The organism is Hallella bergensis DSM 17361, from assembly GCF_000160535.1.
GTDB lineage: Bacteria > Bacteroidota > Bacteroidia > Bacteroidales > Bacteroidaceae > Prevotella > Prevotella bergensis.
The window spans coordinates 670,513-692,055 of record NZ_GG704781.1; the positions used below are offsets into that span (position 1 = coordinate 670,513).

Annotated in this window: 23 protein-coding genes and 4 tRNA genes; 12 read left to right on the forward strand and 15 right to left on the reverse strand. The window is 45.4% G+C overall.

What is annotated here, in order from left to right; genetic code table 11:
• Positions 1-32: 32 nt before the first annotated feature.
• Together HMPREF0645_RS06770 and HMPREF0645_RS06775 are read right to left on the reverse strand one after the other, a co-directional pair.
• The gene (locus HMPREF0645_RS06770) at positions 33-824 is read right to left on the reverse strand and encodes a biotin--[acetyl-CoA-carboxylase] ligase (protein WP_044123353.1); all 792 of its coding nucleotides are present in this window, start codon (positions 822-824) and stop codon (positions 33-35) included.
• Positions 799-1,182 (reverse strand): YraN family protein, encoded by a 384-nt coding sequence (locus HMPREF0645_RS06775; protein ID WP_007174186.1) that lies wholly within the window; start codon positions 1,180-1,182, stop codon positions 799-801. The genes HMPREF0645_RS06770 and HMPREF0645_RS06775 overlap by 26 nt, the downstream gene beginning before the upstream one ends.
• Positions 1,183-1,319: 137 nt before the next feature.
• On the opposite strand from HMPREF0645_RS06775, the gene HMPREF0645_RS06780 reads away from it, so the two are divergent.
• On the forward strand, positions 1,320-1,775 hold the full coding sequence (locus tag HMPREF0645_RS06780) for a nucleoside deaminase (protein WP_007174187.1): 456 nt from the start codon (positions 1,320-1,322) through the stop codon (positions 1,773-1,775).
• Positions 1,776-1,795: 20 nt separating this feature from the next.
• On the opposite strand, the gene HMPREF0645_RS06785 is transcribed toward HMPREF0645_RS06780, so the two are convergent.
• Together HMPREF0645_RS06785 and rsmI are read right to left on the reverse strand one after the other, a co-directional pair.
• A complete protein-coding gene (locus HMPREF0645_RS06785) occupies positions 1,796-2,653 on the reverse strand; it encodes a Cbp1 family collagen-binding glycoprotein adhesin (protein WP_007174188.1) in 858 nt (285 codons plus the stop codon).
• Between the two features lie 20 nt (positions 2,654-2,673).
• Positions 2,674-3,366, reverse strand: coding sequence for a 16S rRNA (cytidine(1402)-2'-O)-methyltransferase (rsmI, locus tag HMPREF0645_RS06790; protein WP_044123450.1), 693 nt, complete (start codon positions 3,364-3,366; stop codon positions 2,674-2,676).
• A 136-nt stretch (positions 3,367-3,502) separates the two neighbouring features.
• On the opposite strand from rsmI, the gene HMPREF0645_RS06795 reads away from it, so the two are divergent.
• From HMPREF0645_RS06795 to HMPREF0645_RS06820, 6 genes are all read left to right on the forward strand, one after another.
• A complete protein-coding gene (locus HMPREF0645_RS06795) occupies positions 3,503-4,132 on the forward strand; it encodes a thymidine kinase (protein ID WP_007174190.1) in 630 nt (209 codons plus the stop codon).
• 52 nt (positions 4,133-4,184) lie between these two features.
• Positions 4,185-5,288 carry an AI-2E family transporter gene (locus HMPREF0645_RS06800; protein WP_007174191.1) on the forward strand — a complete coding sequence of 368 codons (1,104 nt, stop codon included), beginning with the start codon at positions 4,185-4,187 and terminating at the stop codon, positions 5,286-5,288.
• Positions 5,289-5,886: 598 nt separating this feature from the next.
• Positions 5,887-6,204 carry a 50S ribosomal protein L21 gene (gene rplU, locus HMPREF0645_RS06805; RefSeq protein ID WP_007174192.1) on the forward strand — a complete coding sequence of 106 codons (318 nt, stop codon included), beginning with the start codon at positions 5,887-5,889 and terminating at the stop codon, positions 6,202-6,204.
• 17 nt (positions 6,205-6,221) lie between these two features.
• Entirely contained in the window at positions 6,222-6,512 is a 291-nt protein-coding gene (gene rpmA / locus HMPREF0645_RS06810; RefSeq protein WP_007174193.1) for a 50S ribosomal protein L27, read from the forward strand.
• A gap of 173 nt (positions 6,513-6,685) precedes the next feature.
• A complete protein-coding gene (uvrA, locus tag HMPREF0645_RS06815) occupies positions 6,686-9,541 on the forward strand; it encodes an excinuclease ABC subunit UvrA (RefSeq protein WP_007174194.1) in 2,856 nt (951 codons plus the stop codon).
• On the forward strand, positions 9,538-10,425 hold the full coding sequence (locus tag HMPREF0645_RS06820) for a glycosyltransferase family 2 protein (RefSeq protein WP_007174195.1): 888 nt from the start codon (positions 9,538-9,540) through the stop codon (positions 10,423-10,425). Before uvrA ends, HMPREF0645_RS06820 begins: the two co-directional genes overlap by 4 nt.
• Here HMPREF0645_RS06820 and HMPREF0645_RS06825 read toward each other — a convergent pair.
• Entirely contained in the window at positions 10,394-10,843 is a 450-nt protein-coding gene (locus HMPREF0645_RS06825; RefSeq protein WP_007174196.1) for a hypothetical protein, read from the reverse strand. The genes HMPREF0645_RS06820 and HMPREF0645_RS06825 overlap by 32 nt on opposite strands.
• Before the next feature lie 220 nt (positions 10,844-11,063).
• Here HMPREF0645_RS06825 and HMPREF0645_RS06830 point away from each other — a divergent pair, with 220 nt between their 5' ends.
• Positions 11,064-11,885 (forward strand): MBL fold metallo-hydrolase, encoded by an 822-nt coding sequence (locus HMPREF0645_RS06830; protein ID WP_044123354.1) that lies wholly within the window; start codon positions 11,064-11,066, stop codon positions 11,883-11,885.
• Between the two features lie 19 nt (positions 11,886-11,904).
• Here HMPREF0645_RS06830 and HMPREF0645_RS06835 read toward each other — a convergent pair whose 3' ends face one another.
• Positions 11,905-12,723: a gliding motility protein GldB-related protein gene (locus HMPREF0645_RS06835; protein WP_007174198.1), complete on the reverse strand. Its 819-nt coding sequence runs from the start codon at positions 12,721-12,723 to the stop codon at positions 11,905-11,907.
• Positions 12,724-12,911: 188 nt separating this feature from the next.
• Between HMPREF0645_RS06835 and HMPREF0645_RS06840 the strand changes: the two genes are divergently transcribed.
• Positions 12,912-14,120: a DUF4861 domain-containing protein gene (locus HMPREF0645_RS06840; protein WP_007174199.1), complete on the forward strand. Its 1,209-nt coding sequence runs from the start codon at positions 12,912-12,914 to the stop codon at positions 14,118-14,120.
• Positions 14,121-14,139: 19 nt separating this feature from the next.
• Here HMPREF0645_RS06840 and HMPREF0645_RS06845 read toward each other — a convergent pair whose 3' ends face one another.
• The 8 genes from HMPREF0645_RS06845 to HMPREF0645_RS06880 form a co-directional block, all read right to left on the reverse strand.
• Positions 14,140-14,727: a 4'-phosphopantetheinyl transferase family protein gene (locus HMPREF0645_RS06845; RefSeq protein WP_007174200.1), complete on the reverse strand. Its 588-nt coding sequence runs from the start codon at positions 14,725-14,727 to the stop codon at positions 14,140-14,142.
• 11 nt (positions 14,728-14,738) lie between these two features.
• The gene (gldE, locus tag HMPREF0645_RS06850) at positions 14,739-16,046 is read right to left on the reverse strand and encodes a gliding motility-associated protein GldE (RefSeq protein WP_007174201.1); all 1,308 of its coding nucleotides are present in this window, start codon (positions 16,044-16,046) and stop codon (positions 14,739-14,741) included.
• Between the two features lie 12 nt (positions 16,047-16,058).
• Positions 16,059-16,478 carry a single-stranded DNA-binding protein gene (locus tag HMPREF0645_RS06855; RefSeq protein ID WP_007174202.1) on the reverse strand — a complete coding sequence of 140 codons (420 nt, stop codon included), beginning with the start codon at positions 16,476-16,478 and terminating at the stop codon, positions 16,059-16,061.
• A gap of 34 nt (positions 16,479-16,512) precedes the next feature.
• A complete protein-coding gene (locus HMPREF0645_RS06860) occupies positions 16,513-17,064 on the reverse strand; it encodes a hypothetical protein (protein ID WP_007174203.1) in 552 nt (183 codons plus the stop codon).
• Between the two features lie 29 nt (positions 17,065-17,093).
• Positions 17,094-17,166: transfer RNA gene (locus HMPREF0645_RS06865), tRNA-Gly, on the reverse strand.
• A 13-nt stretch (positions 17,167-17,179) separates the two neighbouring features.
• Positions 17,180-17,263, reverse strand: a tRNA-Leu gene (locus HMPREF0645_RS06870).
• 26 nt (positions 17,264-17,289) lie between these two features.
• Positions 17,290-17,370, reverse strand: a tRNA-Leu gene (locus tag HMPREF0645_RS06875).
• A 45-nt stretch (positions 17,371-17,415) separates the two neighbouring features.
• A tRNA-Gly gene (locus tag HMPREF0645_RS06880) sits at positions 17,416-17,488 on the reverse strand.
• A 621-nt stretch (positions 17,489-18,109) separates the two neighbouring features.
• Here HMPREF0645_RS06880 and HMPREF0645_RS06885 point away from each other — a divergent pair.
• A complete protein-coding gene (locus HMPREF0645_RS06885; RefSeq protein WP_007174205.1) occupies positions 18,110-18,706 on the forward strand; it encodes an ATP-binding cassette domain-containing protein in 597 nt (198 codons plus the stop codon).
• On the forward strand, positions 18,707-19,576 hold the full coding sequence (locus HMPREF0645_RS06890; protein WP_007174206.1) for an ABC transporter permease: 870 nt from the start codon (positions 18,707-18,709) through the stop codon (positions 19,574-19,576).
• On the opposite strand, the gene HMPREF0645_RS06895 is transcribed toward HMPREF0645_RS06890, so the two are convergent.
• A complete protein-coding gene (locus HMPREF0645_RS06895) occupies positions 19,488-20,420 on the reverse strand; it encodes an esterase-like activity of phytase family protein (RefSeq protein ID WP_007174207.1) in 933 nt (310 codons plus the stop codon). The two genes, HMPREF0645_RS06890 and HMPREF0645_RS06895, sit on opposite strands and share 89 nt — an antisense overlap.
• Positions 20,421-20,848: 428 nt before the next feature.
• Between HMPREF0645_RS06895 and HMPREF0645_RS06900 the strand changes: the two genes are divergently transcribed.
• The gene (locus HMPREF0645_RS06900) at positions 20,849-21,451 is read left to right on the forward strand and encodes a riboflavin synthase (protein WP_007174208.1); all 603 of its coding nucleotides are present in this window, start codon (positions 20,849-20,851) and stop codon (positions 21,449-21,451) included.
• The last annotated feature ends 92 nt before the right edge of the window (positions 21,452-21,543 follow it).

Below are 21,543 nucleotides of genomic sequence, written 5' to 3' on the forward strand. Positions count from 1 at the left end.
TTATGTTATTTTCAATCTTGAAAACAAGTACATCAGATCACATGTTCCACTTCTTTAAACCTGTATTCCCGAATCATTCCTGAGCGATCGCGCAGAATGAGGCACCCGTCATCCTCCACTTCAACAATGGCTGCCTCAAATTTCCCTTCCTTATCCTTGTATGGATGAAAACCGTGCGATCGATAAAGGCATGACGCATACGCAGCTGCGATTCCACTGTAGTTTCCGCTTTGACTGGCCTTCAGTAGTTCGTCAAAACGCTTCACAATCTCGTTAAGCAACTGATCGCGATCAACTTCATGGCCAAGTATCTGACACAACGACACCGGATTAGGTGCATCGCTGTGAAACTCCCGCTGATTAACATTAAGTCCCACACCAATCACACAATCCTTAAGACGACCGGCACTAATCCGGTTTTCAATGAGAATGCCACATATTTTCAAATCCTTGTAATATATGTCGTTAGGCCACTTGATTGTGATATGTTCCGTAAGCGAACTCAATGTATCCCTAATTGCCAAAGCAATGCATTTAGAAAGAACAAACTGCATGCGCACGGGTATCCACACCGGGTGACAAAAGATGGAAAACAGAAGATTTTGTCCACGTTCACTTTCCCAACTGTTGTCCCCCTGTCCTCTTCCGGCAGTCTGGTAGTCGGTACTAACTACCACCATACGCGGATGAGAATTCTCATCCGACATGGCCTCGTCAAGATGATCCAGACCGTAACGATTGGTACTCTCCGTTTCATCCAATCGTATAAAACGGATGCCGTCATCCTCTTTTTTCTTTCTAAACAAGTAGCGGATTAAACGCATCTTCTATATGATTAATATTAATGTCAGTGCTATTCGGAGTTCCCACGATAGCAATAATGTCAAAGCGGAGTTCCTCCACCACACCATTCATCTTAACATAATTGTCGGCAGCCCGCCCGATATGTCTGATCTTCCGGATGTCTACTGCATCTTCCGGATCGACCAACTGTTCATAAGCGCGCGTCTTCACCTCTACAAACACAACCGTATGGCGGTCGGGAGATTTGCAGATAATGTCTATATCAACCTTACTCCGACCATATCTCCAGTCATGTTCCAAAAGGACATACCCTTGTTTCGTCAGGAAGTCAACTGCCCTTTCCTCCCCCCATTTGCCAAGGTCATTGTGCTCTGCCATAACGAGTATATTGTGTTCACTGCAAAAGTAGTCAATTTTATTCGATACTTCAAAAGGAATGTCGTATTTTTGTATGCAGATGAGAAACGCGGGGGAGGGCGCAAGACAATGCTCCCTACTCCATAGATTTTGATAAAATGTTCGAAAAAGAAACCCAGGAGCAGAAAGACGAACGCTATATGCGTATGGCAATCCAGGAGGCAGAAGCAGCCTTTGAGGAGGGAGAAATTCCCATTGGTGCCATTGTCGTGTGTCGCGACCGAATCATATCGCGTGCGCACAATCAGACCGAAACCCTCAATGACGTAACCGCCCACGCCGAAATGCTTGCCATCACAGCTGCTGCCAATACCATGGGAGGGAAGTATTTGCCCGACTGCACACTCTATGTCACTGTTGAACCGTGCGTGATGTGTGCTGGAGCCATAGGCTGGTCTCAAATAGGTCGGATAGTCTATGGTGTCGGAGAAGAAAAGCGAGGGTATAAACGCTATGCGCCCGATGCGCTGCATCCGAAGACTACAGTCACATCAGGCGTATTACAGGAAGAGTGCAAGGCACTCATGATTTCGTTCTTTAAAAACAAGCGATAAACCGCTGTTACCCTATCGTATTACTTTACTAATATCACCAAATATTTACTGGTGCTCCAGAATATCTGCGGATTAATAATGTTCAGCACATACTGGTTGTTAGCATCGCGGGTCAAGCTGTAGCTACTTGACGGATGCATGGTCAGCAACTTGGCCGATTTAGAGTACAGCTTCACACTCTTGAATGAGCGAATGTCAATCTTGGTAAAGTAACTCTTGTTGAAGCTTGACTGCAACACCTTGCCATCTACAAGGATACGTTGTTCCCTAAGCTCCTTCTTATTACCAAACACATACCATGCTGTATTGAGCTGAGCATCCTGACCGCTGATGGTCTGCGATTTCCGAGCACTTTCCTCCTTGAGATTGTTAACATTCGTGTTCAGATTGTTTATGGTCTCGTCAAGCTCAGTAATGTGTATGCTCTTGGCATCCAGATCCGCGCGCAACTGCTGCATCTGCTTATCTTTCTCTTCAAGTTGCTGCAACATGGATTCCACGGTCTTGGCCATTTCCTTTCCTTTGAAATTACTTTGGCGTAACTGCTTCTGCAACTTATTGATAAGCTCACGGTTTTGCTTCATGCGAGTGGATATGAAAGTGATGTTCTCTCTGATTTGCTGAGTCTTGTTCACACCCTCACCGCTTTTAGCAATGTTAACTCTGTTCTCGGCCTCGTTGATTTCGCGGAATCCTTCCTGGATTTCGTTCATCAATCCCATCATGTCATTGATCTCATTATCACGCTGAGCAATGATTTTCTGCAGGGAGTCGTTTTGTTCCATACTCTGAAGGTCTATCGAGCCTTCTCTCTTTTCCTTACATCCTACAGTAAGTAGGAGTACTATAGCCATGGAAAATAATAAAAACTTTTTCATATTCTATACATTTAATATAATTAATCTTTCTTCTTTTTTACAACAGGCTTTCCAGCCAAAACTATCACGATTTCACCCCGTGGGGCTATCTCGGTAAAATGGGCTATGACCTCGTCCAGTGTCCCCCTGACATGCTCCTCATGTATTTTGGAAATCTCGCGCGAGACACTTACCTGCCGGTCACCACCAAACACTTCAGCAAACTGTGACAGGGTTTTGAGCAACCGATATGGAGATTCGTAAAAAACCATGGTCCTTGGCTCTTCTTTCAGACTTTCAAGATGAGTCTTCCTCCCTTTCTTCTGAGGCAGAAACCCCTCGAAACAGAACCTATCACAAGGCAATCCTGATGACACAACTGCCGGAATACATGCCGTAGAGCCTGGCAGTGTAATCACTTCGACACCAGCGCGCAAAGCCTCCCGAACCAAGTAGAATCCAGGGTCGCTGATACCCGGCGTTCCGGCATCGCTGACCAAGGCTATTGTCTGCCCTGACTTCAGGCGATCCACTACGTCTGCCGATGTTCCGTGTTCGTTGAACTTATGATGCGACATCAATCGCTTTTTTATGTCAAAATGCTTCAGCAGGATGCCCGATGTACGGGTATCTTCTGCCAGCACCAAATCAGCTTCTTTCAGAACTCGGATGGCACGCAACGTCATATCTTCCATGTTGCCCACTGGGGTGGGTACAATATACAGAATGCCCATAATAGGAAACAAATATAGGTAAATATAATTCTGCATCAAAATAATATGACGATTCTTTGCATTTTTTAAACAAGATAAAAAAATTTCATATCGATTCGTTGGTCAGTACTCATCTTTTATTATCTTTGCAATCACTATGATGGAAAACAGTACTGGGGAAAACCGCCGTCCCGGAAGAATAGAGGTGGTATGTGGTTCGATGTTCTCCGGCAAGACCGAAGAACTCATCCGACGCATGAAGCGTGCTAAGTTTGCCCGGCAAAAGGTTGAAATATTCAAGCCTGCCCTGGATACGCGCTATTCCGATGTGAACGTTGTCAGCCACGACCGCAATGTGATCCATTCCACTCCTGTTGAAAATGCCGAGGAAATCTTGACACGATATGCCGGTCACGACGTCATTGGTATTGACGAAGCCCAGTTTTTCGACAGCAAACTCGTTGACGTGTGCAACACCATGTCCAATAAAGGCGTGCGCGTTATCGTTGCAGGACTCGACATGGACTTTCGTGGCAACCCTTTCGGCTCCATTCCTGCCCTTTGTGCCGTGGCCGATGAAGTGACAAAGGTACATGCCATTTGCGTCAGATGCGGTGCATTGGCATATGCAAGTCACAGATTGGTGAACGTTGAATCACAAGTTATGCTCGGGGAAAAAACAGAGTATGAACCCCTCTGCCGAGACTGCTTTCAGAAAGCTTTAGAGGAAGATCACCGCAATTCCTTGTCCGGCAACCTATTCGACAACATAGAAGAACAGTCATAACGAATATCGTCATCACAAATAGCTAACATGTAGGACTAATACAACAACGAATATGAAAAAAGAAATAACATTCGACAAGCTTGTACGGTGGGTAGGCGCTGGTCTGCTCGTCATTGCAGTATTCTACTTGTTCAACTACCTCAGCGGGGCACTCCTGCCATTCGCCATAGCTTGGCTTTTTGCCTATCTGCTGTACCCAATTGTCAGATTCATCGAAACCAAGGCAAAAATTCGTTTCAGAGTGCTTTCCATTATTATCACTCTCCTTCTGGTTATTGTTGTCATCGGACTTATCACCTACCTGATCATACCTCCAATGATTGAGCAGTTCCAAAAGCTTTATGACATTCTCAACAATTGGGTAAATCAAACCACACATTCAAACGGCATCTCCGAATGGATTTCCGAATGGGTTTCCGAAAATCAAAAACAAATAGAAGGGGTCCTCAAAAGTCCCGATTTCACAGATGCAGTCAAGTCAGCCGTACCAAAAGTATTTAATATTGTCGGACAGACTGCAAGCGTTGTCATCAGCGTCGTTGCTTCACTCATCGTACTGCTCTACATGTTCTTTATCCTCTTGGATTATGAATATCTCGCCGCCAACTGGATAAGGATATTTCCAAAGAAAAACCGTCCATTCTGGCAAGAGCTCATGGGCGATGTGGCTCGGGAACTTAACAACTATATACGCGGTCAAGGACTTGTTGCGCTGTGCATGGGCATCATGTTTTGCATTGGCTTCACCATCATGGATTTCCCCATGGCGATCGGTCTGGGCATACTCATTGGCATTCTCGACTTAGTGCCCTATCTCCATACATTGGCACTCGTACCAACAGCCTTTTTGGCCATGCTCAAATCAGCCGACACGGGCCAGAACTTCTGGGTGGTGTTCGGACTCGCCGTAGGACTGTTTATTGTCGTACAGATTATTTGCGACATGGTGGTAACCCCGAAGATCATGGGCAAGGTCATGGGTCTGAATCCTGCCATTCTTCTGCTCTCCCTGTCGGTATGGGGAACCATCTTCGGCTTTATCGGACTTATCATTGCTCTGCCCCTCACCACCCTGATCATTGCCTATTGGAAACGGTATGTAACCCTGGAGGAAGAGACGATAGAAGAGGAGGAGTGCCCTCCCAAAACCTTATAATATTTTGTATTTAACTTGACAAACCCCTTTCCATATTTCGCGTATTCAAGAACAAATCTCTCTTTGTCCTAAATACGCGAAATATGCTTTGTTTTATAGCTGCCTGGTAATCAAACCTTTGCGATTCGCCCTCCTCTCGCCCTCATTTTATCGTCTGCGATTAGATAGTATTCGGCATTGCGGTTAAGCCCTATCCGCACAGCCACTAAGCTCGATACGCGCGACGACAAAGCCCAAATCGTACTGTCAGCAAATAGCAGTCGCAACTGCACTGAATTTTTCCTCCCATTTGAACTGATTTTCACTGCCCAAACATGGCGCTTTTTGATCTGGATGGTCTGAAAATATTGTCTGATAAATGATTATAAAATTTGACATGTCCATCACCCGCACCTGCCTCAACAAACAGCTGGTTCGGCTGGAACTGTTGTGTTAATAACTATTAATATCCTTCATAAAAGGAACAAATATGCACTTCGCTGTATTTTATATCACTCTTTTTTAGTACCTTTGCACCTGATTTAGTCCGTTGAGGCTATAGAAGTAGCAGCAAATGTTGCTCGCCTTGCGGAAAAACCGTTTATATTTATAAATAATAATGTACGCAATCGTAGAAATTAACGGTCAGCAGTTTAAGGTTGAGGAGGGCAAAAAGCTTTTCGTACACCACATGAAAGATGCCGAAGCTGGCAAAACTGTTGAGTTCGACAAGGTGCTGCTCGTAGACAATGACGGCGCAGTAACAGTCGGCGCACCACAGGTAGAAGGTGCAAAAGTTGTAGTAGAAGTCGTGAACCCGCTTGTAAAAGGTGACAAGATCATCGTTTTCAAGATGAAGCGTCGCAAAGACTATCGCAGAAAGAAAGGTCATCGCGCCCAGTTCACTGAAGTAGAAGTTAAACAAGTAATCGCTTAAATCAGGAGGTATTCATTATGGCACATAAAAAAGGTGTAGGTAGTTCCAAGAACGGACGTGATTCAGAATCAAAAAGATTAGGCGTAAAGATTTGGGGTGGTCAGAAGATTATTGCCGGCAACATCATTGTTCGCCAGCGCGGTAACAAGCACTTCCCCGGTGAGAATGTAGGTCAGGGCAAAGACGACACGCTGTATGCTTTGGCCGATGGTATTGTTCACTTCCACAAGGGAGCACGCAACAAGAGCACGGTTTCAGTGCTCTCACCAGAAGCTTACGCTGGTAAAACCAAAGTAGTAGGAGATTAACAAATTAACTACTTATTCCAAACAAACTGAGTAGGAAGAAAACAGACTGTTTTCTTCCTATTTCTTTTTTATGTCTTCTCACAAAACAAGTAAATAAGAAGTTTAGAGATTCAAGCAGATTTAGAAATATTCTTTGTATTTTTGTATGATGTACGTTGATAGAGCTTCAAGACATGGAAGAAAAATATATTGAGATAAAAGGTGCAAGGGTAAACAACCTGAAGAATATCAGTCTGCGCATTCCACGCAACAAATTTGTAACCATAACGGGCGTGTCGGGTTCTGGCAAGTCCTCGCTTGCTTTCGACACGCTATATGCCGAAGGACAGCGGCGTTATGTGGAAAGTCTGTCGAGCTACGCACGTCAGTTTTTGGGACGCATGAGCAAGCCGGAATGTGACTTTATCAAAGGGCTGCCTCCCGCTATTGCGATAGAGCAGAAAGTTACAGCTCGCAACCCACGTTCCACCGTGGGAACCTCGACCGAAATATATGAATATCTACGTCTGCTCTATGCGCGCATAGGTCGCACCTTCTCTCCTATCTCCGGACAGGAAGTGAAAAAACACTCCACAGAGGACGTCCTTACTCAAGTTATGCAATATTCCGAGGGCACAAAATATATGGTACTGTCGCCTTTTCATGTGGTAGAAGGCCGACCAATAGAAAAACAGCTCGAAATGTATCTTCAGGAAGGATACACACGTATCATGCTGGAAGATGAAGTGTTGCGTATAGAAGATGTACTCGATGCCAAGCAATTGTCAGGCCAAGGACAGTCGCCAGATTCACTGTTTCTGATTATCGACCGACTGAGTGTGTCTCAGGAGAAGGACATCATAGCCCGGCTTGTCGACTCAGTGGAGACAGCCATGTATGAAGGCGACGGCAGCTGCAGGCTGTTGTTTCTTCCCTCCAACATCTGCTATGATTTCTCATCTCGGTTTGAGGCGGATGGCATTAGGTTTGAAGAGCCCAACGACAACATGTTTTCGTTTAACTCTCCGCTGGGGGCCTGTCCCACCTGCGAGGGTTTTGGCAGTGTGATAGGCATAGACGAAAAGTTAGTTATTCCAAACTCGACACTTTCTGTCTATGACGGATGCGTGCAATGCTGGCATGGCGACAAGATGAAGAAATGGCAGGAGGAATTTTGTCGCCGGGCACAGACCGACAACTTCCCCATCTTCAAACCATACATGGATTTGACGGCCCGGGAGAAAGATATGCTATGGCATGGGCTACCTTCGGAGATGAAGAAAAACGGGAAACGTCGAGCCGACAGCGTTTGTATTGATTCGTTTTTCCAAATGGTAAAAGAAAATCAATACAAAATCCAATATCGCGTGATGATGAGCCGATATCGTGGAAGGACGGTCTGCCCGGACTGTAAGGGTACCCGACTCAAGAAAGAAACGCAATGGGTAAAGATTGGTGGGAAAAGCATTACTGACCTGACGCAGATGCCTGTTCGCAACCTGGCACAGTGGTTCGGACAACTTGAACTCACGGAACACGAGCAAAAAGTGAGCAAAAGACTACTCACTGAGATTACCTCACGCCTGCGTTTCCTCTGTGATGTGGGGTTGGGCTATCTGACCTTGGATCGTCTGAGTAACTCGTTGTCGGGGGGAGAGAGTCAACGCATCAACTTGACCACCTCTCTTGGATCGTCGCTGGTGGGCAGTCTTTATATTCTCGACGAACCAAGCATTGGCCTACACAGCTGTGATACCGAGCGGCTGATTCATGTCTTGCGCGAGCTCCAGGGGCTTGGCAATACCGTGGTGGTGGTAGAACACGACGAGGATATTATGCGCGAAGCCGACTGGTTGATCGATATCGGACCCGATGCAGGCCGTCATGGAGGAGAGATTGTGTACGGTGGAGAGATGCCCGAAGCCCTGAAAGTGGGAGACTCGGCAGGAAGCAAGGATTTGTTGGAGAAATATCCGAAAAGCTATACCATCAAATATCTGACGAAGACTGAAACAATTCCCGTGCCGACATCGCGACGCCCTTGGAACCTATCGATCAAGCTGAACGGCTGCCGAATGAATAACCTACGGGGCATTCATGTTGAAATCCCGCTCAATGTGATGACCGTTGTCACCGGAGTGTCGGGGTCGGGAAAGTCGAGTTTGATAAAAGGCATACTTTATCCTGCCGTGAAGCGACGCCTGAACGAGGTTTGCGATGCACCGGGCGAGTTTCTGTCACTCGACGGAGACTGGAGGCAAATTCACCACATCGAATACGTTGACCAAAACCCCATTGGCAAAAGTACGCGTTCCAATCCGGCCACATACCTGAAGGCTTACGATGCGATACGCCAACTTTTTGCCGACCAGCCATTGGCCAAGCAACTCGGTTTCAGTGCACAGTACTTCTCGTTCAATACCGAAGGAGGACGATGCGAGGAATGCAAGGGCGCAGGGGTCATCACGGTGGAAATGCAATTTATGGCAGACCTTGAGTTGGAATGTGAGGCATGCCATGGCCGGAGATTCAAACAAGACGTGCTTGATGTAAGATTTGAGGGAAAAAATATATATGATGTGTTGAACATGACCGTGTCGGAAGCACTTGATTTCTTTGGCAAGCATAAAATAAAAACTATTGTCAATCGTCTGAAACCGCTTGAAGACGTTGGGCTTGGATACATCAAACTCGGTCAAAGTTCAGCCACACTTTCGGGAGGTGAAAACCAACGCGTGAAGCTGGCCTATTATATTGGACAGGAAAAGCAGGAGCCAAGCATGTTTATCTTTGATGAGCCTACCACAGGCTTACACTTCCATGACATCACCCGTCTGCTCAATGCTTTCGCTGCCTTGATAGACCGTGGACACAGCATCTTGGTCATCGAACACAACTTGGATGTGATTAAAGCAGCCGACTGGGTAATAGACCTTGGTCCCGGTGGGGGCAACGCCGGAGGTGATGTCGTATGTACAGGAACACCCGAAGACATTGCGGCTTGTAAGGAAAGCGCAACCGGTAAATACCTGAAAGCTAAACTTCCATGATTTCCATTGTCATTCCGACCTATAATGTTGCCTGCGTGGAGTTGGTAACCAAGCTTGCAAGACAGGCCTCTCTCATCGATGGATTGGCGTGGGAAATTGTTGTGGCTGATGATGCTTCAAGCAATGAGGAAATCGTGAGCACCAACCGAAATATTGACAAGATTCCCCACTGCAGGTTTATACGCCGCAACAAAAATATGGGAAGGGCTCGTATACGCAATTTTCTGGCAAGGGAAGCTCAGGGAGAATGGCTGCTTTACATTGATGGAGATGGCCAAGTGATAGTTCCAGACTATCTTGCACACTTTGTAAAAGCCTCCAAAACGGCTGAGGTATGCTATGGAGGATATCGCATGATGCCGGGTCCGGAAGGTAACCTGAGATGGCTCTACGAGCAGGCATCAGCCAAGGGACACACTGTGGAAAAAAGGGAAGCAAACCCATTCAAGAGCTTCAATATCTCAAATTTGCTCATCAAACGGGATCTGATGTTGAACAATCCATTAGACGAAAGGTTTGTAAACTACGGCTATGAGGATGTGATGTTAGGGAAACAACTGCAACGCGCCAACATCAAGGTTAAGCACATCCATGCTCCCATCGGCTTTTTTGACTATGAAGACAATGCGCACTTCGTATCTAAAACCGAAGAAGGACTGCAAACCCTCTTTCAATTCAAAGACGAACTAAATGGTTATTCCAAACTGTTGCATGCTGTCGCACACACCAACCCTGTCCTGAAACGAGTATTTTTATGGCTCTTTCATATTCTGAAAAACAAATGGAGAAAGAATCTTACTGGACCGGCCCCATCACTTACCGTATTTAAACTGTACAAATTCGGTTATTTCCTTAGTCTCTCTCAGCACGTAAAGGCGAAGTGAGTCTAACCTTCCATTGATTGCCTACAGACTTTGCAAAGATAATGAACCGATTCTCCTCTTCTATTCTTCCCTTTGTCCCTATAGTATCCATCCGCAAATAATTACGCACCGTCACCTCTACCTTTGCCACGCTGTCTCCATCTAATATATTTACGTGGGTGATTTCTACCTCAGCACTTTCTTCTTGTGCTCTGAGAAGATCGATATCGTCCTGCCTCACCTGCGAAGCCATATAGTTCAGCCATCGTTTGGAATCAGGAGTACAATGCGCAATCGATCGGTGGAATTGCCAGTTGAAATATGTGTTTGAAAAGGCTTCAACTGTTTCCTCTACTTGTTCTTCCTTTGTTTTGCCGCACGATAACAGCAACAAGAAAGAAAACATATATACCAATCCACGCTTTATTTTTCTACTCATTAGAATTCATTGCTTTTACCGTACAAATGTAAGTATATTTCCCCAATATATCAAGCCGACGTGCATGATTTTGCATCATAAAGAATGATAGATTTACTTCAAACCTATCTTTTTATGTTATGATGAGAATATAAGGTGCATTGATTATTGTGAAAATTTACACTTAATCAAACCACATTGTGCTTTGTTTTCTATACCTTTGTATAAAATTTGAGCCAAAATGCTACATTATATATCATTCGGAAGTGGCAGTTGTGGTAACTGTAGCTACTTGTTTACAGAGAACTATGGACTTCTGATAGATGCCGGAGTGGGCATCAGGACATTGAAAAAACATTTTAAAGATTATAACATCCAACTGTCCAAAGCAAACAGTTTGATCATCACACACGACCATGCAGACCATGTCAAGTCAGTGGGAAGTTTGAGCAAAGAGTTCAACCTGCCCGTATATTCGACACAAAAGGTTCATGCAGGAATAGACAATAATTGGTGTGTGCGCTGTAAAATTATGCCCGAGCGCATTAAATTCATCGATAAGAACACACAATTTCAGCTTTCAGACTTTACCATTACTCCATTCGACATCCCTCACGACAGTACTGACAATGTGGGTTATTGTATTCAATACCAAAACATTACCTTTGTTCTGATGACCGACGTGGGACATCTAACAGATGAAATCAAGGAATATATTGGCAAAGCCAACTACTTGGTCATCGAAGCTGATTATGAATCCGAGATGCTTGACCGCGGTTCATATCCCACCCACCTGAAAAAAAGAATACGCGGGCCATACGGTCACATGAGTAATGTGGAATGTGCTACAGCCATTGCAGAAAATGCCACGTCGAAACTTCAACATGTCTGGCTGTGTCATTTGAGTGATGAGAACAACCACCCCGAGCTTGCAGAGAAAAGCGTAAAACAAATCCTTCGCTCTCATGGAATTATTGCCGGTGATATTTCAGGAGCCGACTTCAAGCTGGATGTGCTTAAACGCAAGACTCCATCAGGGGTATTTGACCTTTCTCTTGAGTAGAAATAAATAAACGGCAGGACTATATGATCTGACTATAGTCATCGCTTTCCAGAAGCTCAGCGACTGTTAACTCCGGATGTTTCTTCATGTATCTCCCTACCGTTTTGACATATTCAGTGTTAAAAGCTGCCTTGCCCATGGCCTTATTGACAACCCACATCACCTTGCCCATGTGGAGGTCTTTCTCCAACTGCGAGCGAGAGTCGTAGTTTGCCATGGGATAAAGACTCAATAAATAAAAGCTCGCACAGTCCGGTACAATAAAATTTCGACCCATCGTACGAAGCTGTTCAGCTGTATAATCGTAACGTTGGTATATGGGATATTTAGCTCCCATATATTTGTCAAGTGATATTCCTATCATCTTCTCCCCTACTACAATGCTTTGATCCAATGCTCCAATCTGCGCATATACACGCGGAATCGGCATGTCGGGAAGCCACTCTTTCAACTGGGCGAAGGTTTTTTCCAACTGTTTATTAATATCATCCATATTGGCATACTCCGATCCAGCATCATTAATAATTGTCTGCAGAGTGGAATCCTGATAGAAACGCAGGAATTTTTCATTAATATCGTGGTCGGCCACTTCGCCTATCTGAAGCATTTTCTCTACCAAAGTACGTGTTTCAATAGGATATTCTGTGTTCATCTGCTGCAATGCGGAAAAGTCGCCGGTAATGAGATACCGACTCTGCAGCCGGTCATATCGTTCGACTTTGATATGAGCAACATCATGCTCGTCTCCATTCGGCTTAAGCTTGAAATCACAAGCACTAAGCAGAACAAGAACAGCTATCAATATGTAATATATCCTATGAACCACCTTAAAGAGCATATTATGTATGCAAAATTACTAAAATTTATAATGCCGAGCAAGAAAAAAGCTAAAAAAGTTAACATTATCACAAAATATATTTATTTGTTTTTATTTTCTTTAAAACATTAATTGGAAAATGATTGAACTCCTATATTTCATGAAAAGAATGATTAAATTTGCTTGTCAGTAAAACAAAACAAATACTTATGAAACGAAATCTCCTTCTCATCGCTGCCAGTATGGGGTTTGCCACCATGTCAGCTCAACAAGTTATCAACCTCACTCTTTCTTCTAAAGTTACGCATCCTAATGCCCCGATTGTCATGAAGCTGGCCGATTACGGTGTCGTGAAATCTGCATTGGTTACCATAGACGGCGTGGAGATACCGTGCCAGTTGGACGATTTGAATAAAGATGGACGGATGGATGAATTATCTTTTGTAGTTGATGTGACGAAAAACAATAACACAAAGGCTACCATAACGTTATCCAACAACGGCAAACCACGTGAATACAAGCCCATGACTTATGCAGAAATTGTACTGAGAAGTGGAGCCAAGGAAAAGAACAAGCAAAACATATACCTTTCGGCCATTACTATAGACAAGCAAACCGTCAAGCCCTATAACGTGTTACACCATCACGGCGTAGCTTTTGAGAACGAGATGATAGCCATGCGCATATATATGGACCATCGTCAGACGATCGATTTATATGGCAAATTCCATAAGGGACTGGAGCTTAAGGAAACACAGTTTTACACTTCCAAAGAGCAGAAAGCCCAAGGATACGGCGACGATGTACTGTGGGTGGGCAATTCTTTCGGTCTGGGTGCACTGCGTGGATGGAACGGAAGTGAGCCCACCATGCTTGATGACGTCCAGCACCGCACACACAGAATACTCGCCCAGGGGCCTGTCCGCACAATCGTAGAGGTTGAAGACATGGCATGGACCATTTCTCCCGGCACAGAACCAGTAAACATGACCCTCAGATATACTTTGTATACAGGCCATCGTGACTTTGACGTGGATGTTGCTTTCAACAGAGACATGTCTAATCAACAGTTCTCAACAGGCATTATCAATGTCAAGAACTCGATCGATTTAAGCGATCGTGATGGAATAAGAGGCTGTTGGGGCACTGACTGGCCCTCTGCCGACACTATCAACTGGAAACGTGAAACCGTAGGTTTGGGCATATATATCCCTAAGGTTTACCGCGTAAGAGAAATGCCAGCCGACAAGGATAATTATTGCACCGTGCTCAAGCCTGTTGGCAACACCATTCACTACAACTTGACATATACAAGTGCCAACGAAGAGTTTGGATATCATTCGGCAAAAGAATGGAATGGCTACTTGAAAGAATGGAAAAAGAGAAAAGAAAACCCGGTGGTCGTTCGAAAGGAGTAAGTCTGTCTGCCCCCTCACACTACTCCACTGCATAAGTTAAAACATAGTCTTTATTGAGTTCAAAGTTCACCATAACGGACTTTGGTTTCTTCAAATCTTCCACCTCCACTACGCCCTGATCCGATTCTTCAAAGGTTTTGAGGCGCATTTCGGAAAACTGAAGGTTCTCTTCGCTCAACAACTTATATACCGTCTCTTTTGCACTCCAACTGATGAGCTGACAAGAGACGGTTCCTCTTTTCTCATCAGGGCGCAAAAATCGATCAGACACACGTGCAACCCTCTCCGACTGGTATTCAATATCTATGGCAACCGTCCGCATTTTCGACATGATGAGTGCAGCCCACCCTTTCGTATGACTGATACCAAGTTTCCACCCCGGAACACTGGGACGTCCTGTCTCATCATGATCAATTAACAAACCATCCCTGCCCGTCATGTGAGCCAACAACGCATAAATTGCCAGAACTTCGCATTTGCGGGAATCAGAACGCATCATTGACAAATCAAGCTGCCGTGGAACAACAAAGTCCTCGACAGCTTCTGTCAAACGCCAAACGGCCAAGCGAACATCGGGTTTTATAAACTCGTCTCTTACCAAAGGCATGTTCGCATAAACTATAATATCGTAACCTTGACACGACTGATGCGTCGGCCCTCCACGTTCATCACCTCGAATCTATAATTCTTATATTCCAGCTTCTCGCGCACACTAAGAAAGTCGCCTTTTATTTCCAACAACAATCCAGCCAACGTATCCGCATCAGGATACTCTTCTGCAAATTCATTCGAGTCCACTTGCAGCACCTTGCAGAAGTCACTCAACAAGGTCTTGCCTTCAAAAAGATAGGTGTTGTAGCTCAACTTGGAATAGCCATTGTCATCATCATCATATTCGTCGTTGATTTCTCCAACGATCTCCTCCAAGATATCCTCCATCGTCACAAGACCACTCGTTCCTCCAAATTCATCTACAACGATGGCAATATGCACCTTGTTGTCCTGGAATTCATGCAAAAGATCATCAATCTTTTTTGTTTCGGGCACGAAATAAGGCGGCCGCATCAGACTCTGCCAGCGGAAGTCTGCCTTTTTAGATAAGTGTGGCAGTAAGTCCTTAATATATAAAACGCCACGGATATTGTCGTCGTTGTCCTGATATACAGGTATGCGACTGTAATTGCTTTCAACAATACAGTCCAATACCTCCTGATAGCTGCTGCGTATATCGATCCTCACGATATCCTGCCTACTGGTCATAATCTCCTTGGCGGTCTCATCGCCAAAACGGATGATACCACGCAACATACTCTGCTCCTCTTTGATTTCCTCCTTATCTGTCAAATCGAGCGCCTGCTCCAAGTCGTCCACACTGAGCGTTCTATTCTCCTTAGGTACAGCACGTTCTGCTATCGTACCACTTTTAATCAGCACTGTGCCCAACGGCCATAACAATTTCCGGGCAAACATAATGCCCTTCACAACCTTACGACAAAAGCTCAAAGGTGCTTGGCGCGTGTAAACCTTGGGCATGATTTCACCGAAAAGAAGCAGCAAAAACGTGAGCAAGACCGTGATACACAGGAACTCCAACCACACAGCTTGGAATCTGACCAACGACTTGAAAATATAATTGCACAGCATGATAATGGTGACATTGATAAAGTTATTCATTATCAATATGGTTGCCAAAGTACGCTCCGAATCCAGACGAAGTTTCTCTATGCTGGCATCTGCAGAAGACTTTTGCGGATTAAGTTTGTCAATATCCTGTGGTGAAAGACTGAAAAAAGCCACCTCCGAACCACTGGCAAAACCCGATAAGAAAAGCAGAAAAGCAGCCAGTATGGCTGCTATGACTATTCCAGCGGTCACTGGATAAAAGACCACAAACTCGCTGAGTTGCTGTATATTATTGGTATCCAAAACTATATCGTTTTAAAAAGGAAGAGGACCGTCCTCCTGTTGTGGCAAATCCTGCCCCCCAGTCTGCTGATCGCTCTCCGAAACGGATTCACTGTCAGTCTTACGTCTTGGTGTAAGCATCTCCATGTTGTCCACTAAGATGTCAGTTACATAACGTCGTCTGCCTTGCTGGTCATCGTATGTATTATAGCGTAATCGGCCCTCAATGTACAACTTGTCACCTTTATGAACAAATTGTTCAACAATTTTGGCCAACTTCCGGTAAAAAACCAAGTTATGCCAGTCTGTCCGGTCAGGAACCTGCGTGCCGTTTTTCAATGTATAGCCACGCTCCGATGTAGCCAATGCCACCTTGGCCACTGCCTGGTCAGCATCATAATATCTCACATCCGGCTCCTTGCCGACATTGCCTATAAGCATCACTTTGTTCATACTGTCATACCTTTAAAGTAAAACGCCAAATTGGCTATTTCCACATTCCGAGATACTTGAAGTGATAATTCTTTCCCTTGGCCGACGGGAACTGACTGCGTCTGTCCACTCTATCTCTCAAGTGCTCAACTATGCGGTTGTAGCAATCCTGTCCGGAGTTTGCCTTGCAGCGCACCACAAACTTGGTGTCGCGGTATTCATACTTGCCCGTAGCTGGTATCATCACCACGCGCTTAAAGTCCAATTCTCCTTCATACCAACCTTCGCGAATCTCAGCCAAATGCATCATCGCATTATCTGACTGACCACGGCGATCCTGTGCGCCGTTGTTCACCGGCGAACGCAGTCCTTTTTTTTGCTTAAAATCAAGCATTGTTGCTGCCACCGTCTTGATAATAATAAAATAAACGTGAGAACGTACCTTATAACGCTTGGGGTAAAAAACATCACTTGCTGCATATTCCCGTACATCAGCTTCCATCTCCGGAGTAACGTTAATGTCCTGAATAGAACGCAGAAAGTCTAAAGCCTCGTCCACATGAGAGACAAGCGTCTCATTATCGAAATATCTTAAATATAAATTCATTAAGTGGTGATGTTTCTCTTATAATAAAGAGCGGCAAACGAGACTCGAACTCGCGACCCCGACCTTGGCAAGGTCGTGCTCTACCAACTGAGCTATTGCCGCACGGAAAAACAAGTGAAGAGGAGGAGACTCGAACTCCCACGTCGCAATTGACACTACCCCCTCAAAGTAGCGCGTCTACCGATTCCGCCACCTCTCCAACATGTTATCGTTTTGAATAAATTGTGCCCAGAACAGGACTCGAACCTGCACGTTAAAAACACACGCACCTGAAACGTGCGCGTCTACCAATTCCGCCACCTGGGCAAAACAGAAGCTACCGGCTTCTACATGGATTTATTCAAAACAAAGAGCGGCAAACGAGACTCGAACTCGCGACCCCGACCTTGGCAAGGTCGTGCTCTACCAACTGAGCTATTGCCGCCTAAAACTCTTTACAGAGGCATTTCTCCAAATGCGGTTGCAAAGATACAACTAATTTTTGAACGAACAAATATTTTAGCATATAATTTTTCAATAAATTTCAAACAGGAGGATCACATTCAAGGCACAGAGGTGATGATGTCAATAAAACATCACCGTCATCGCATCATGACTTTCTGATCAACCAGACGAAATCACGCCATGTTTTTCATCATAAAAACAGGAATACCAATCGAAAATTGCTCCTCCAACTTGCCGTTACGGCCTTCTCGCCTCACGATTGAGGCTCCGTGACAACGAGTTCAAGGTTTAGTCGCATGGCCACTAAGGCCTAACGGCACTGCCATTAGGCCTTAGTGGCGTGAATCCGAAAAGCCAATGGAACGAAGTGAAATAAGACAACATGATAACAGTTTGATAAACAGTGGTTTAAATAAACTTGTCATTTTTCGCTCATTTGGAACAAGCGATTTTGATTTTTCAAATCAGCGACGCATAGAAAAGGTCTTGTCATGTTTTTTCACCCACAGCCTGGAATTCGGGAAACAAAAGTTCTTTTCTTTTTGTGGCTTATCCGATGATTCTCATTTTTTTTGTCTAATTTTGTGGATAAAACAAGCGTATGCTGGAATTTAAGAACGTAACCGTGTCCTTGCCTGGTGGTGAAGCATCTACATCGTTCTCGATGATGTTGTCAGGGGGCGAGACTGCTTGTCTGTGTGGACCTGCCGGTTCGGGTAAAAGCCGTCTGCTGAGAGCTGTCATGGGATTGACTCCTGTGGCATCCGGATATATTACCGTGGATGGCGAGCTTGTAGGGCCGGATTCTGCCGGCTATCTCAGGCAGAAAATTTCATTTGTACCCAGCCAGATGCCCGATGTCCAGATGAAAGTTTCCGACCTCTGCCGCTCGGTCTACGACCTGCGTATCAATCACGATGCCGGACTAACGAAAGAGAAACTGATGGAGGAATGGCGCCTGCTCGGGATAGATGAATCGGTCTACGGCCTACCGGTGAGCGAGGTGGAACAACAAATCCAACAACTTGTGCTGCTATCTCTCCTACCCTTGCTTAAACGTTCTATAGTTCTGGTTGACAATCTTTTGCAAACAGAGCAAACCTATCGGCTCCTGCAACGCCTTGTCGCTGACGGAGCAGAAGTGCTCTACACATGTAAAGACAACAGGACACCTTGTGATAAACTCATAAAATTCTGAATGATGGAAATCTCCTTGCTTGGTTTTGTACTGGGGTTGCTACTCCTTGCCCTCCCCCTCTACATACTCTATGTATTCGACCCGCGCACCATGCGACGGCTTGTTGCATCTTTTGGCACAATGGCAGCATCCGTGATAGCGTCAGGAGCGGCCCTGTACGTGGTTGTCAAATGGAACAACACAGCCCTGACAATTCTATCGGGAATGGTTATGGCTGTGTTGAGTGCCGTGCTGGTGATTCGCAAAAGCAGGCTCCGCATGCCTGCGCTCATCATTCCGGTGGCATCGGGCATGTTGGTTTCCGTGTTTATTATTGGACTGTACACGCTCTTTCTGGTCCTGGGGCTGAAGAACCCCTTTGAAGTTCGATTCTTTGTGCCGGTTTTCGGTTTGCTCACCGGTTGTACCATCGGAGCCAATGCCCATGCACTACACATCTATTATATGGGGCTATATCATCACAACCAACTTTATGATTACCTCTTAGGCAATGGAAGTACCCATCGTGAGGCAACTCAATTTTTTGTGCGCCGATCTCTTCAGGCAGCGTTCAATCCTGTCATGAAGCTCATGTCGGGCGTGGTATTTGTCAATGCTCCCGTACTGATGTTGGCTCTGGTGATGAGCGGTGTGAACATATTCACGGCCATGGCCATGCAGATATTGTTGTTTGTGATGGTTTTAGCCGTGATCGTTGCGTCGCTTTTCATCACATTGCTGATGGGCCGCAAATATCATTTCGACAAATACGAGAGACTTCTTCCCATCACGCCTGCCGCCCCTAAGGCTCAACCAACTCCAATTTCAGGGACTTCAGCCAATCTTTCAGGACGCCTCCATACTGATTCTGAGAATCGGCAACCAGAATAATGACGCGCGAACCGTCGGCAAGCACCGGTCCAAGACACATTCCCTCGTAGTTGGCCAAACTTCTACTAAACAAGGTTAGTTTGGTGCGCCATTCCGTCAGCAATTGCTTGTCTTCCGCTCCGGGCACTAATCGATACAGCTTGCAATTGACAAATGCCCCCAATTTCGATTTGGGTGTGTAGAGTTCGCGCTCAAGCAACAACAGGCTGCCGTCATCGAGCGCACAGAGGGTTCCGACGCCGTGAGCATAATAGCGAGCTTTCGTCTTATGGGCGACGGGACTGTCGAGATGATAGGCGTATGATGTGAGGGGACGATAAAGACTGTCGAAAGACTGTATCATCATAGTGTCGCTCTCGTTGCAGGTCCAAAGTGTATGGGTGTGGTTGTTGTATGACAACGCCTCTAATCCCAAATTTTCGGGCAGGTGTTTGTAGAAATCGGGCAGCTCAGCCTCGCGAAACGTGTGCAGTCCCTCCATGTTGTATTCCAAAATGCGGTTGTCAGCTTCACCACTCATCAACAAGGTGTTACGCTTTGCGTTATAGGCGATGCCCTCATTGTCGCGATTGGGCAAGCCGTTTGAACGAAAGTCAACAGCTCGGGCTGAACATATCTCTCCCGACACCGAATCGATATCAATCTCGAAAATATGAAAACCATCTGTTCCCCCCTTGTCATTGGCCACGGCATAGCGGTTGTTGCCAAGCCAGGCAATACCACTGTAGTTACCGGGCGGAATGCTTTTGGGAAAAGCATGCTGCTTGTTTTCGGTGATGCGGTATTGGGCAAAGCCCTTGATGGTCACAAGGAGCAGCATTAGAATATATATGATTTTTCTCATGATGATTTTTTAACGTCACGGTGTGGCGTATATTGCGTTGAAAAAATACATATTTAATTTGGCAAAACAAAAGTAAAGCTGTATATTTGCATCAACAAAAGAGAATAAAAACTTGGGGGTTGTATCGGTTCGATTGGGATACTCATCAAATTACATTGAAAACCGAGAAAGCTTCTCTTGTTGATGGCGGGCCACATAAAGCGCAATGCGCCTAAGCTATATGCCGGTGGATTACAAAGACGGAGAGCACTCACCACTTTTATAGTAGGAGTTTTCATCACATCATCGGTATGATCCCCTTTTTATACGATGGAGAATTGAGGACAAGGGCGCATGGCCGGCCTCAGTTCTCCTTTTTAATTCAGTATCTTGCCTGATGGAGGCGAAAACTTTGTGGGTAGGGAGCAATAACTATAAAGACAATAGACATGTTTAGTGGTATCGTAGAAGAAATGGCAACGGTAGTGGCCATCAACAAGTATCAGGAAAATATAGACTTCACGCTGAAATGCTCGTTTGCTGACGAACTCCGGATCGACCAGAGCGTGGCTCATAATGGAGTTTGCCTCACGGTGGTAAGTGTGGAAGGCGACACTTATACCACAACGGCGATGAAAGAGACACTCGACCGTTCGAATCTCGGACTGCTGAAGGTTGGCGATAAGGTGAATGTGGAGCGATCTATGCTGATGAACGGCCGACTCGACGGTCACATTGTGCAAGGACATGTGGACCAAACTGCAAAGTGTGTGGCGATGGAAGATGCCGATGGTTCTACCTATTTTAAATTCGAGTATCCTCTTGACAAGGTTATGGCTCGTCGCGGATATTTCACGGTAGACAAGGGGTCTGTAACCGTTAATGGTGTTTCGCTTACTGTATGCGAGCCAACTGACAACAGTTTCAAGGTAGCCATTATCCCCTATACGTTTGAGAACACCAACTTTTGCGATATACAGGTGGGAAGCGTGGTAAACCTTGAGTTTGATATTCTGGGCAAATATATAGCCCGTCTTCACGACTTCTCCTAAAAACACTGTGCACAGGGAGCAAACCAGGGAGATGGTGCGAAGTGAATTTTCCAAATGGTGATGTGAGGCAACAGTTCCGCTAATCAATGTTA